This is a genomic window from Rothia mucilaginosa, from assembly GCF_964210535.1.
GTDB classification, from domain to species: domain Bacteria; phylum Actinomycetota; class Actinomycetes; order Actinomycetales; family Micrococcaceae; genus Rothia; species Rothia mucilaginosa_F.
In genome coordinates this window covers 48,177-62,501 of record NZ_CAXOMR010000012.1, presented here as the reverse complement: position 1 = coordinate 62,501, position 14,325 = coordinate 48,177, and the positions used below count along the sequence as shown (strand labels likewise).

Annotated in this window: 7 protein-coding genes; 5 read left to right on the top strand and 2 right to left on the bottom strand. The window is 56.4% G+C overall.

The genetic code is table 11. The features are described from left to right. Nucleotides 1–35: 35 nt before the first annotated feature. Together AB8C10_RS05535 and AB8C10_RS05530 are read right to left on the bottom strand one after the other, a co-directional pair. A complete protein-coding gene (locus tag AB8C10_RS05535; protein ID WP_368867108.1) occupies nt 36–1,016 on the bottom strand; it encodes a DUF6318 family protein in 981 nt (326 codons plus the stop codon). 332 nt (nt 1,017–1,348) lie between these two features. After that, entirely contained in the window at nt 1,349–2,275 is a 927-nt protein-coding gene (locus AB8C10_RS05530) for a DUF6318 family protein (protein WP_368867107.1), read from the bottom strand. A gap of 1,471 nt (nt 2,276–3,746) precedes the next feature. Here AB8C10_RS05530 and ileS point away from each other — a divergent pair. The 5 genes from ileS (at nt 3,747) to AB8C10_RS05505 (ending at nt 14,167) form a co-directional block, all read left to right on the top strand. Next, complete coding sequence (gene ileS, locus AB8C10_RS05525) at nt 3,747–7,088, top strand: isoleucine--tRNA ligase (protein ID WP_368867106.1); 3,342 nt, start codon at nt 3,747–3,749, stop codon at nt 7,086–7,088. 115 nt (nt 7,089–7,203) lie between these two features. Beyond that, complete coding sequence (locus AB8C10_RS05520; RefSeq protein ID WP_368867105.1) at nt 7,204–8,865, top strand: folylpolyglutamate synthase/dihydrofolate synthase family protein; 1,662 nt, start codon at nt 7,204–7,206, stop codon at nt 8,863–8,865. Nucleotides 8,866–9,032: 167 nt separating this feature from the next. Beyond that, nucleotides 9,033–12,104, top strand: coding sequence for an N-6 DNA methylase (locus AB8C10_RS05515; protein WP_368867104.1), 3,072 nt, complete (start codon nt 9,033–9,035; stop codon nt 12,102–12,104). 408 nt (nt 12,105–12,512) lie between these two features. Further along, nucleotides 12,513–13,190: a TenA family protein gene (locus AB8C10_RS05510; protein ID WP_368867103.1), complete on the top strand. Its 678-nt coding sequence runs from the start codon at nt 12,513–12,515 to the stop codon at nt 13,188–13,190. A gap of 314 nt (nt 13,191–13,504) precedes the next feature. After that, nucleotides 13,505–14,167 carry a vitamin K epoxide reductase family protein gene (locus AB8C10_RS05505; RefSeq protein ID WP_313988976.1) on the top strand — a complete coding sequence of 221 codons (663 nt, stop codon included), beginning with the start codon at nt 13,505–13,507 and terminating at the stop codon, nt 14,165–14,167. The last annotated feature ends 158 nt before the right edge of the window (nt 14,168–14,325 follow it).

Here is a 14,325-nt window from a genome sequence, read left to right as displayed (position 1 = left end):
TTAGGGGTGTTGCTCTCAGGACCTAGTCTCGGATCCTAGACCTTGAAATCGTTGCTGCTACCGGAGCTAGAGCCACCGGAGCTACCGGAGCCGCTGGACTTGCTTGCCGAAGCCGATGAGGAGGGGCCCTCAAAGACCTGGCGGAATCGGTCGCTGTACTCCGACACGAAGTACTCGCGGCTGGTCACGCGCCACTTGCCCTCGGCGTACACCACGTAAATCACGACATCCAGGGTGCTTGCCTTCTGAACCTCACCGGTACCCTTCTGGTAGATGGTGTATTCCTTGACAACATCCCGGCAGGGGAACGCCACAACAGCCAAATCGGAAGAGGCAAGAGCCTTCGCATCCTTGTCGTCACGGATGCTCAGCTTGCTCTCGTAGTCCTTAGTCCAACCGCCCGCAGCGTAGAGCTTAGCGATAGCCTTCAGATTGTTGACCAGACCGCTGTCAGCGCCGTGGACCAGACCCTTGAGGTACTGCAGATCGCCGCTGTACATCGCGGCAATGTACGCGCTCTGGTAAGCAGCCAGGGTCTTGTAGGCGCCCTCGAGGGAGACGGTACGCTGAGCCACCGTATCAATGACCGGGATCGGGACATTCTTCGCAGGGGAGGTGTCGGTCGGCTCAACATAGTGTGCAATGGCGGGCTTGTATTCGTACTTGACGTCGCCAATGTACTTCTTATAGTCCTTCAAGAACTCGTCGGACGGAATAATCTTCGCACTATTACGGCTCGACGAGGACGAAGACGAAGACGACGAAGCAGAAGCGGATGCTGAAGCCGAGGCAGACTCAGAAGGCGAAGCCGACGCAGATGCCGAGGGGGAGGCGGAGGCGCTCGGGGAACCGGAGAAAGTATCACCGGTACCGGTGGGGCGAATATCCTTGTTGAAGGCGCATCCTGCCAGGGCGAAAGCGCCGGCGGTCAGGCCGCCCAAGAGCGCGGCGCGGCGGGTCAATCCGTTTCGGTCGTTAGCAGAGAAGCTGGTGTGTGCACTCGGCCGGAAGGACATGGTATCTCCTGAAAGTGGTTGATCGAGGTAGCTCGCAACGCTGCGATGCGTACGAGAGACTCTTCCTCATCGTTTTGTATGGTGCGCGGTACAGGGGAAGTACCGGGATACGAGTGTGCCGAAGCGTGAACTGCGGCGGTATGAAGTATCCACTTCTTACTATAGAAGACTGGTTTTAAAACTTCGTCAAAAAACCCTGGACATTGTCTTTAAGGCACAATAACCCAAAGTCGGTGAGGTGCTGAGGGGGCACCTTCACGACTTTGAGTTCGTGCGTATGGAATTGATGAGGCGGGGTTGCTCTCGACCGGGGGTATTAGACCCCTGCAGAATTAGACCTTAGTGGAGCCGCGACCCGAAGAACCGCTAGAACTGGAACCTCCGGAACTAGACGAGTCGGAAGAGCCGTTGCCTCCAGCCAAACGCGCCTCCGCATAGCTGTTGCTGATTCGCCACCACTTACCCTCGGTGTAGAGCATCACGTGCGGAATGGATACCTGAGTAATTTCCGGTACCTTGCGCTCGGTGCCATCGGGCATATGAACGGCGGTGGAAGAATACTGGGAGTCCATCATGATTTCTACGTAGCCCTCACCGTTCTTCAGGGCGGTTCGAGGCTCCGTATTCTGCATTGAAATGCTGCACGTGAACTCCATGTACCAGCCATTCTTCTCGTACAGTTCCTTGACCGCCTTGACCTCATCAATAGCGCGCTTATCTGCATGGTAGGTCAGCTCAATCGCCTGATCTGCATAGCGGCCATCCTTGAGAGCGGTAATCTGTGCGCTGTAGTATGCGCGCAAGGTCTCGTAGGCGCCCTGGAACGTTGGTTCCTCACGGTGCGGAACGGTCTTGAGGGGCTTGGGTACGTTCTTCGCCGGGGAGGAATCCGTTGCGGGCTGGTACTCACCCATGTATTCGCCGGTCAGCTTCAGGGGGCCGGGGTACTTTTCCCAACCCTCAACGAGTGCATCCTTAGATACGGGTACGCGCGCCGCGCCGGACGAACTGCTCTTAGCGCTTGCCGAAGCCGTTGCCGAGGCAGACGGTGATGCAGATGCCGAACCAGACGCAGAAGACGAAGCAGTCGCGCTCGCAGAAGAAGTGGGGGAGCCGATCTTAGCCTTCGCCTCTTCGCTCAGTGGGCGAATATCGGAGGCGCAACCCGCCAGCAGAGAGACCGCGCCGCCCAGCAGTAGGGTGCGGCGGCTCACAAGGCGGGAAACGGCGGAACGGGTGCTCGAAGAGGGTGAGAGCATCGGTGAACTCCTTGATTATTCCCGAGGCGGGCTCGGGGCACCCGGTGGCGGGCGCGTGGTTGTATGGCGTGTTGGGTGAGGTCGTGAAAGGGGGTAAAACTTCGGGCAAATACCGCGGTTTTAGTCCCCGTCCGGAAGTGACCTCGGGTGCGTACATGCTGCCGGTGGAGCGAACGGATACGCGGTGAACTCATCGTTGAGACTGCTGCGTTCGCACCCCGGTGAGAGGGTAGATGCTATCGAATCATCATTGATGTGTTGCACGATTCATTTTAGACTATTTTGAGCTCAAAATGCACGAAAAGGCACCTTAGTAATTCCTGGGAGCCTATCGAAGGTTGAATATATCAATCACCGTAAAGTATTACGACAAAATCCTGATAACGGGGAGCTATTTGATGGAAATGGTTGATTGGTGAGGGGGTGTGCGTATATCCAATTAAGTGATTTCAGTCATATTTACGGCTTAGGTAGTCGAGGGAACTGTGCCTTGATATTTCCCGAGGGTGGGGGATGGGGTTGCGACTACCTCACTCTTCGGGCGTTGAGAAAGCCTTGAGTACCGCGGGAGAAATACCCGAATCAACAAGGGGAAATCCGCTCGGTATTCCCGAAATATGCACTCTATTCACCCACTATGCACTGCCCTTCGACCTGGAAAAATCGGTTCCCACACGGAGTGCCGAGGGGATGAAAACTTTTAAGGGTGAACATCTAGTGGAATTACATCGGTGTTCACCCCATATCTTGTGGTTGCACTGACTGCAATCCCGTGGGTTCTCCCGAAAAAATCGAAACCCACTTAAAGCAACACCGAGGGAATGTAAAAACATACATCCTTAAACACGCCCGAGCGCGGGGTGGGGTAGGACCCCTTAAGCCCCCTACTCGCTCTAGATATCGCCGAACGAAGAACCATTCTGTTTTGCGCACCCGCGCATCCGCCGCCCGCCCGGAACTGTTCAAACCCACACCTCGCGGGGTTGCATACAGACACAAAAGCCACATAAACTATTAGTGTTTGCAACGACCCGGCCATCACCGGCGAGCAATTCGGAAGAACGGACCGCACCTGCGGGCACCCGCCAATCGCTGCGGCGAGGGTGTCTTAGCGGAAGAGATGTAGTCCCAGTAGAACCGGACGGTTAAGCCCGATATAGCTGTAATAAGCGACTGATACCCGCCCAACGCGCCGCTCTTCCGGTGGCTAGGTATCGCGGACAAGCACCGCGACACCCCGCTAGCCCCGGGAGGGTTCGGTGCGTTGAGCTGGTTAACTCAGTAAGCAAGGTGGTACCGCGCCGCATCCTGAACCCCTGGCACAGCCTGGAACAATCAGCGATGCCCAGGCGTCCTTGCACCCGTCATGTCAACCCTCACCCGCTGAGAGGTGACGAGTGCACGCACCCGCGTACCGCGCCCGTCACCCGTATCTCAGCGTTGAGAACAACAGATAAGGGCGCACAAACACATGTCCCATGTTTACCCCAAGGCGAGCGCCTTCGAAGCCGCAGGAAGCGGCGTCACCGCATCGCCCAAGTTCCCCGCACTCGAAGAGGCAGTCCTCGACTACTGGAAGAAGGACAACACCTTCGCCGCATCCGTCGAGAACCGCCCCGCAGGCGAAAATGGCGAAAACGAATTCGTCTTCTACGACGGCCCTCCCTTCGCTAACGGCCTGCCCCACTACGGCCACCTGCTCACCGGCTACGCCAAGGACCTCGTCGCACGCTACCAGACTCAGCGCGGCCACAAGGTAGAACGCCGCTTCGGCTGGGACACCCACGGCCTGCCCGCAGAACTCGAGGCAATGAAGCAGCTCGGCATGACCGACAAGCGCGAAATCCTCGAAATGGGCATCGACAACTTCAACGACGCTGCCCGCGCATCCGTGCTCAAGTACACCAACGAGTGGGAAAAGTACGTCACCCGCCAGGCGCGCTGGGTCGACTTCGAAAACGACTACAAGACCCTGAACGTCGAGTACATGGAGTCCGTCATCTGGGCGTTCAAACGCCTCTACGATAAGGGCCTGACCTACCAGGGCTTCCGCGTGCTGCCCTACTGCTGGAAGGACGAGACCCCCCTCTCCAACCACGAGCTGCGCATGGACGACGACGTGTACAAGGACCGCCAGGACCAGACCGTCACCGTCGCATTCCGCCTCACCGCAGACACCGCCCTCGGTGCTGACGAGAAGGTTGCCGCAGAACTCGACGGCGTCGAAGCACTCGCATGGACCACCACCCCCTGGACCCTGCCCACCAACCAGGCGCTCGCAGTCGGACCCGAGATTGAATACTCCGTCGTACCCGGCGCAGGCAAGTTCGAGGGCCGCTCCTTCCTGATCGCCTCCGAGCTGCTCGGCTCCTACGCCAAGGACCTCGGCTACGAAGGTGACCAGCCCGAAAAGGACGCAGACGCAGCCGTCACCGCACGCTACACCGGCTCCCAGCTCGAGCACGTACGCTACACCCCGCTCTGGGACTACTTCGCAGACGCCGAAAAGTGGGGCACCGAAACCTCCTGGCAGATCCTCGTCGCCGACTACGTCACCACCGGTGACGGTACCGGCATCGTCCACCAGGCACCCGCCTACGGTGAAGATGACCAGAAGGTCTGTGAAGGCTACGGCATCCCCGTGATCCTCTCCCTCGACGAAGGCGCAAAGTTCCTGAACCTCTTCGCCGAGCCCACCGCCTCCGGCTCTACCGCTCTGGCTGAGATTGCAGGCGTGCAGGCATTCGACGCGAACCGCACCATCATCAACGCCCTCAAGGCAGACGATGTGCTGATCCGCGAGAAGTCCTACGTGCACTCCTACCCGCACTGCTGGCGCTGCCGCACCCCGCTCATCTACCGTGCAATCACCTCCTGGTACGTGAAGGTCACCGACTTCAAGGACCGCATGTACGAGCTGAACAAGCAGATCAACTGGATCCCGGAAAACGTGAAGTACGGCCAGTTCGGCAAGTGGGTTGAGAACGCACGCGACTGGTCCATCTCCCGTAACCGCTTCTGGGGCTCCCCGATCCCCGTGTGGGTTTCGGACGACCCGAACTACCCGCGCATGGACGTGTACGGCTCCCTCGAAGAGCTCAAGGCAGACTTCGGCCGCCTGCCCCTGAACAAGGACGGCGAACCCGACCTGCACCGCCCGTACATTGACGAGCTGACCCGCCCGAACCCAGACGACCCGACCGGTAAGTCCACCATGCGCCGCGTGGAAGACGTGCTCGACGTCTGGTTCGACTCCGGCTCCATGCCCTACGCACAGGTGCACTACCCCTTCGAGAACCAGGAATGGTTCGAGAACCACTACCCGGCAGACTTCATCGTCGAGTACATCGGTCAGACCCGCGGCTGGTTCTACGTGCTGCACGTACTGGCGACCGCACTCTTCGACCGCCCCGCGTTCAAGAACGTCATCAGCCACGGTATTGTGCTCGGCTCGGACGGTCAGAAGATGTCCAAGTCCCTGCGTAACTACCCGGACGTCTCCGAGGTCCTCGACCGCGACGGCTCCGATGCAATGCGCTGGTTCCTGATGTCCTCGCCGATTCTGCGCGGCGGCAACCTGATCGTGACCGAACAGGGCATCCGTGAGGGTGTTCGCCAGGTCATGCTGCCGCTGTGGAACGTCTACCACTTCTTCGCCCTGTACGCTAACGCCGCCAACAACGGCGAAGGCTACAGCGCAAAGCTCAAGTACGACTCGCAGCACGTGATGGACCGCTTCATCCTCGGCAAGACCCGCGAACTCATCGAGCAGGTCACCGCAGCGATGGACTCCTACGACATCTGGAACGCCTGCGAATCCCTGCGCCAATACGCCGACGCACTGACCAACTGGTACGTGCGCCGCTCCCGCGAGCGCTTCTTCAACGAAGATACCGACGCATTCGACACCCTCTACACCGCACTGGTGACCGTGTCGAAGGTCGCCGCATCCCTGCTGCCGCTCAGCAGCGAGGAAATCTACCGCGGCCTCACCGGTGAACGCTCCGTGCACCTGGCTGACTGGCCCGAGGCATCCGCTTTCGCTGACGAGTCCGACCTGCTGGCTCTCATGCAGACCGTGCGTGAGGTCTGCTCCGCCGGTTCGGCACTGCGCAAGGAAAAGAAGATCCGCGTGCGCCAGCCGCTGCAGAAGATGACCGTAGCGATCGCACCCGAGCAGTTCGCTGCCCTGGGTACCGCTTTCGGCGAGAAGGGTGCGGAGTACTTCGCGAACATCGTCGAGGACGAGCTGAACCTGCGCCAGGTGGAGCTGGTCAGCGCCGACACCGTCGACCCCGCTGACTACGGCATCTCCCAGCAGCTGAAGGTCAACGCACGTGCGGCAGGCCCGCGCCTGGGCAAGCAGGTGCAGGTTGCCATTAAGGCATCCAAGTCCGGTGACTGGACCGTGACCGAGGACGGTACCGTCCTGGTCGGCGTGGCAGCCCTGGACGGCGGCCTGGCTCTGGAAGAGGGCGAATACGAGCTGGCAACCGTGGTTGCCGCTGACGCTGAGGGTGCTGAGCACACTGCGGCTGCGGTTCTGCCCGGCGGCTTCCTGGTCCTCAACATTGAGCTGACCGACGAGCTGGTTGCCGAAGGTATCGCCCGCGACACCATCCGCGCTATTCAGCAGGCACGTAAGGACGCCGACCTGAACGTTGCGGACCGCATCAACCTCTCCATCAAGGCACCCGAGGAGACCCTGGCGGCCCTGCGCGCCAACGAAGCACTGGTGACCGGCGAAACCCTCGCAGTGTCCCTGCAGCTGAGCGAAGCAGCCGAGCTGAGCATTAGCGTAGCCAAGGCATAAAACGCCTGAACCGTACGGCCGTCCCGCCCCATCACCGGGCGGGGCGGCCCGTCGTCTATCCCGCCGCACGGCGGGCCCCTGCCGGCACCGGCTGGCTATCCCAGTGAGGAGAACAATGAGCGAGAAGAACTACCCCGCAATTCCCGACCCCGAGGGCGTGGAGCGGGTCTACGGTGAACTGCTGGCACGAGCGCCCGAAAACAAGATGGCACCGCGCCTGGACGCCGTGGCGCGCGCCGTCGAAATTCTCGGCGACGTGCACCGTGCCGCACCGGTCATCCACATCACCGGCACGAACGGTAAGACCAGCACCGCCCGCATGATTGAGGCGCTGCTGCTCGGCCACGACCTGCGCGTGGGCCGCTTTACCAGCCCGCACCTTGAGAGCGTCACCGAACGTATCTGCATTAACGGTGCGCCCGTACCGGATGCCACCTTCGTGCGCATTTGGGAGGAAATCGCCCCCTACCTGCAGATTGTGGACGCGGAAATGACCTCCCGCGGCGAGCCCGCCCTGACCTTCTTCGAGTCCATTACCGTGCTCGCCTTCGCGATTTTCGCGGACGAGCCGGTGGACGTTGTGGTGCTCGAGGTCGGTATTGGCGGCACCTGGGACTCCACGAACGTTGCCGACGGCGTGGTTTCCGTGGTCACCCCGATTGGTCTGGACCACACCGACATGCTCGGCGAAACCCTCGCCGAAATTGCGACCGAAAAGTCCGGCATTATCAAGCCCGGCGGCTTCCTGATTTCTGCCGCACAGGACCCCGAAGCAGCGGACGTGCTGCTCGCCTCCGCCCGCGAGAAAGAAGCATCCTTCGCCTTCGAAGGCGTGGAGTTCGGCGTCGTCTCCCGTGAGCTTGCGGTCGGCGGTCAGCTGCTGACCCTGCGCGGCTTGGCGGGGGAGTACCCGGATGTGCCGCTGTCCCTGCACGGTGCGCATCAGGCGCAGAACGCCGTGGTGGCTCTCGCCGCCGTGGAGGCATTCTTCGGCGGTCAGCGTCAGCTGCCCGAGGACGTGGTGCGTACCGCGTTTGAGACGGTGCGCTCGCCGGGCCGTCTGGAGGTTGTGCGCACCGAGCCGCTGACCATCCTGGACGCGGGCCACAACCCGCACGGTGTGCGTGCTTCCGCCGCTGCGCTGACTGAGGCGTTCAAGCTTTCGCACCTGCACGCGGTGGTTGGCATCCTGGGTGAGAAGGACGCCCTGGGCATGTTTGAGACCATGCGCGAAGAGTACGTGGACGCTTCCGACGGCACCTTCCGCCTGTACCTTGCGGCGTCGGATTCGCCGCGTGCGATTGCCCCGGAGCGCCTGCACGAACTCGCCCTGGACGCGGGTCTGGACGAAGACTCGATCGAGGTGTTCGAGCACCTGGACGAGGCGATTGCCACCGCCATGGAGAACGCCCTCTTCGAGCAGGAGTCGGCGGGCGTGCTGATTACCGGTTCGATTACGGTCATCGGTGAGGCGCGTACCCTGCTGGCTGCGCATGAGCAGGCGAAGACCCCCGGCGCTGAGGCTGAGGAGCTGCCGGATGAGCTGCCCGCCGAGGGTGCTTACGCGGGTTCTGCGGGCGCGGCGTCGGTGGCGACTCTGGCTGCTGCGGCGGCTGCGGCTGCGTCCGCTGAGCCTGATGAGCTGCTGGACGGCATCATGGCCGAGTTGGGTGGCGAGTCTGCGCCGGGTTCTTCGCTGGAGGATTCGCTGGGCCTGCCGCTGGGTGATTCGTACACCGATGATTTCTTCGGTGACGATGACTCCGAAGAAGACTGAGACAGCTACAACCTGTTGGCTAAGCCTAATCGGGTAAGAGGTTTATACTTCTGTGCAAAGGAAGTTGGTAGCTTATGCCATGACTTTATGTGAAACCTAGCTAGGTAGAATACTGGCTAGGTGCAAAAGGTATCGAAAATCTTACACGGACAAAGGAGAGTGAGAAGATGAGTACAGAACAGTACTTGAGTCGGTTACTAAACCCGGCTCCTGGTTTTACTGAAGCTGATATCCAGTCTGATATCAAAGGTCTATTAATTGCGGCAAAAATTGCTGACGATAGCAATGTCGTAAAACTTGAAGACCCTGTTAAAGATGGCACGCATCGCCGTATTGATATCGCTATAGGTTCAACTGCTATTGAAGTTAAGAAAAAGCTTCAAAGCGTTGAATTAAATAAAAAAGAAATTAATCAGCTTTCTGGATATGTTAAGGAGAGAGCTCGTCAGGAATCGAGTCGTTACAACGGGATTCTTACTGATGGTATTAATTGGTGGCTTTTCGAGTTGCTTCCTGGTAAAGAAGAGCTTGAAAAGCAAGCTGAATTTACTTTAAATTCACAAAATGGTGATCAACTAGTTTCCTGGCTGGAATCTGTTCTTGCTATACCTGCAGAGATTGTACCTACCGCCGCAACAATTGAACAGTATCTTGGAGCAAATTCTGCGGCGTATGCTCAGGACTCGGCATACCTAAAAGCTCTATATGAAGAATCTAAAGATAATAAAACTACTAAACTTAAGCGCGAACTTTGGGCACGCTTACTCCGTACAGCACTGGGTTCTGGATTCTCCGATACGACAGACCTCTTTATTGATCACACATTGCTAGTAATCGAAGCTTTAATTATTGGTCACGCTGTTCTTGAAGTTCCGATAAGTGAATTAAAATCTAATCCGGAAGTTATTATTACGGGGCAGAAATTTGAGAAAGCAGGCCTGCATAATTTTATGGAGGCAGGATTCTTTGACTGGATTAAAGATACTAGTGAATTTAAAATCTTTTTGAATAAGATTATTGAGCGCATAGGAATGTTTTCATGGGAAAATGTTGAACATGATATTCTCAAGGTTCTTTATGAATCTATTATTAGGGCTGACAGCCGTAAGCGCCTTGGCGAGTATTATACCCCTGACTACTTGGCTCAAGGTGTAATTGCTAACACTGTGACAAACCCGTTGGAGCAGAGAATTCTTGACCCTGCCTGTGGCTCAGGAACCTTTATCTTCCATGCTATTCGTCTAATAATTTCTGAAGCCGAAAAAGCTGGGTATGATGCTAGGGAAACATTGAATGTTGTCCAAAATAATGTTTTTGGACTTGACATCCATCCTGTTTCCATCCTTTTGGCGCGCATAACTTATCTCCTTGCTCTCGGTGGTCTTCTCCTTGATAAAAATCGTCCCGAAATATGGGCCCAAATCTATCTTGGTGATTCTATTCAGTGGCATCAGCCTGATGAGGTTGAAGCAGATCAGATTCGCATTAATACAGAATCAGATGCTCAGGATATTACTGTAGAAGAAAGCGCTAGTACTCTATTCTCTATGGCTAAAACTCTTGTATTCCCCATTGCAGGAATACAGGATGCTCGTGATTTTGATAGGCTTATAATGCGGTTAACTACAGAAGCGAAAAAATATAATAATTTATCTCAAGTGCCACCTAATTGTGAAAGAATTATAAATCAATTTGGTGTCCTTGATAAAAATGATATTGAAACTTTGCAAAATACTTTTAATCTTCTTTGTGAATTGAATGCAACAGGCCGTGACAGTATCTGGGGGTATTATGTTCGTAATCAGATTCGCCCAGTTTGGCTTTCCATGCCCGAACATAAAGTTGACGTTCTCGTGGGAAATCCGCCCTGGGTTGCATATAGGTATATGACTAAGCATATGCAGCAGTTGCATAAAGCATTTTCTCAAGATAGAGGATTGTGGGGAGCCTCAAAATTAGTAACTCAGCAGGACCTCGTATCACTATTTGTGGTTCGATCGGCGGAGAAATACCTTAAAAATGGTGGAAAATTTGGGTATGTTGTTCCAAATTCTGTTCTCTCTCGCGGTCAGTATGAGACCTTCCGCTCTGGTAAATGGGGAAAGTACTTGCGCTGCGAATTCACTGAGGTCTGGGATATGGATGGAATTAGGCCCCACCCCTTCCCTGTACCTGCTGGTGTAGTTTTTGGTCGCACTAGTAGTGCGACTGAGGGAGTAGAACTGATTTCAGGTAAATGGGCTGACCATATAACTAAATTTTCTGGTCGTATAATTGGTGATAGCTGGGATGCAATTTCTAGCCGACTTGAGAAGGTTGAAGCTCCTGCTGTAGTTTCTAATTTTCAGCAATCTCCCTATCGTAAGGTTGTCACTAATGGTGCAACGATTTTCCCTAGGTTCCTCTTTTTCTATAAAAGGGATGAATCCAAGAACAAATTGGGAATGGCTGCGGGCACGGTAAGCCTTGTATCGAAGCGCACAGGAAATGAAAAACCTCCGTGGAAGAATTTGAAAGAAATTGACGCTACTTTGCATAAGAGCTATATCTATAATGTGCATCTGGGGTCATCCGTTGTGCCGTTTGGGGTTCTAAAGCCGTGGCGAGCAGTATTGCCAATTACTCAAGGCAATCTGGTGGACACTGAATCTATAGGTGTAACAGATGAATCATTTGGTGAATGGTGGAATAAGGTGAGTAGTGTATGGGAAGCGAATAAAGCCAAGAGCTCCAAGTTGTCCTTGATGGATAATTTGAATTATCAAAATAAGCTTTTGAAGCAATTCCCGATGCCAACCTATCGCGTCGTATACACTAAATCCGGTACAACGCTTGCTGCGGCGCGGCTGACGAGAACAGACGATGTTATTGATCACAAGCTATATTGGCTTCCGGCACGTAGTGAAAATGAAGCCCTGTATCTTGTTGGTATTTTGAATGCACCTGTGACACTCTCAGAGGTTCAGCAATACCAATCACGAGGACTTTTTGGTGGTCGTGATTTTGATACCTATGTGTGGAATCTCCCAATTCCGCTGTTTGATGGTAGTAATGAACTGCACATAAGGATTGCGGAATTAGCAAGAGATTGTGAAAACCTTGTATCTACTTTAGACCTTGATGAATATCAATTCCAGAAGGCGCGTAAAATTGTTAGAAATTCTTTGGTAGAGAATGGTCTTATGGAAAAACTTGATAGCTCGGTCAAGCGGCTGCTAGATCAGAATAATCCAATGTAAAAAGAGATGAGGCGGGGCGCCGCCCTTGGCTAGCATTTCTATTTGCTGGCTGGGGGAGCGGTGCCCCGCTTTTTCGCGCTCTGCCTTTTCCGCACCCAGCCTTCTTGCGCCTCCGCCTTTCTGCCTCTGCTCTCGCGCTCCCACCCGAACCCACGTTCCCTCACGCGTTCCCATGGGCTCTCACGCAACCCCAATCACCCGATTTTCTTCGGCATACCCAGCCCTCACCCACCCGAAAATCGAAAATAACGAAAATTTTTGGGCACCGAGCACACAAAACCGGGCGCGCCTGCCCGCCACGGTGCTATATTCACTGAGGCGCCAGCCCCAACGTTCGAGGCCGCACCAACACACCCGCACACATACGCATACCAGCGACGGTATGCCACATAGCGAAAGGCACCCATCATGCCCGCACCCTTCACCGATTTGATTGGCACCGATTCGTTCACGGAGACGCTGCGCCAGGAGAACATTGCCACCTGGCTCTCCGCCACGAATCACCGCTTTGTTGCTGAGCTTTTTGACGGCTCGATTGCCCCGCAGGTCATGGCGGGCTACCTGGTGCAGGATTACCGCTTCCTGGACACGTTCCTCGCGCTGATTGGCGGCGCTATCACCAACGCTGACACTCTTGCGGGTCGCCTGCGCCTGGCGCAGTTCGCCGGTGAAATCGCGGGCGACGAGAACACCTATTTCCTGCGCTGCTTTGAGACTCTCGGCGTGACCGAGCATCAGCGTGAATCCATGCCCGATACGGAGGCGACCACCGGCTTCAAGCGCCTCTTCCTGGATGCGGCGGCAAGCGGTAGCTACGCGGCAATCCTGTCAGTGCTGGTGGTTTGTGAGGGCCTGTACCTGGATTGGGCGTCGAAGGCTCCGGCGAAGCGTCCGGATTCGTTTGTGCACCACGAGTGGATTACTCTGCACGACTACCCAGAGTTCCGTGAGCTGGTTGATTTCCTGCGCCGCGAACTGGACCGTGTGGGCCCGGCGGATGCGCAGGCTGCCCGCGAGTTCTTTAGCCGCGCGGTGGAGCTGGAGCAGCAGTTCTTTGACGAGTCGTACACCCACCCGCTGCCCTAAGTAATGCCCGTGAGGAGACCCCCAGAAGGTTCCGCCCGCCGCTAAATTGCGGGCGCCTCCCGGGGGTTTTCGCGTGCTCAAGACGCCCCGAAGACATCCCGAAAGCGCCCGGAATGAGTCCTGAAAGTGCCCCGAAAACGCGCCCATCTGCGTAAAATAACACGTCATAAAACGGAACATATAGGTTGATGGCGTGCCATTTGGTGGTGGGAGAGGCTAGGATAAATGGGGTACCGCTTCCGGGGTGCTGGCTATGCCGCGCCGGTATGTACCCGCTACTGCACGAGGTGAAACACACTATCTAAAGGAGTCGTATGAGTACCGCCGCATCGAGTACTACCGAGCCCAACCACACTGAGGCAGAAAAGCAGCACGGGCGCAAGGGAACCGCTGGCGGCTACTCTGACCGACAGCTCGGGTTCTGGCTGATTGGTGCGGGTCTGATTGCGCTGATTTCTTCTGCGATTCTGGTGTATGAGCGCCTGCAGATTTACATTGATGCCGGCCACTCCACGGTCTGCGATATTAACGCCCTGCTCAGCTGCGGTACGGTGATGCGCACCCCGCAGGCGGAGGCTTTCGGCTTCCCGAACCCGTTCATTGGCCTGGTGGGCTTCTCGATTGTGGTGACTATCGGCGCTGCGATGATGGCGGGTGCGCAGTTCAAGAAGTGGTTCTGGGTGTGCGCAAATATTGGTCTGGCTGCGGCGACCGCGTTCATCATGTGGCTGTGGTACCAGACGACGTTCCAGATTAACGCGCTGTGCCTGTTCTGCATGATCGTGTGGGTTATGACCATCACGCTTTTTGTGAAGACCACGGTCCGCAATATTTCGGTGGGGGTTATCCCGGCGTCGCAGTCGATGCGTGAGAGCGCTCGCGGCTGGTCCTGGTTTGCGATTAGCCTGTGGCTGATTCTGATTTTCGGCATTATTGTGATCCGCTTCTTCGAGGTCATTGTGAATATGATGCGCTAAGCATTTGAGGGCTGATGCCCCGAACATGCAACGCCCCGGTACGTGTTGGTGCCGGGGCGTTGCTGTGTCTGCGGGCGGGTGAGGCTGCGCAGAATATACCGGGCTGGGGCGCCGCGCAGAATACGCCGGGCTAGTTGCGCCGGGTAGCGGGGGAGGCG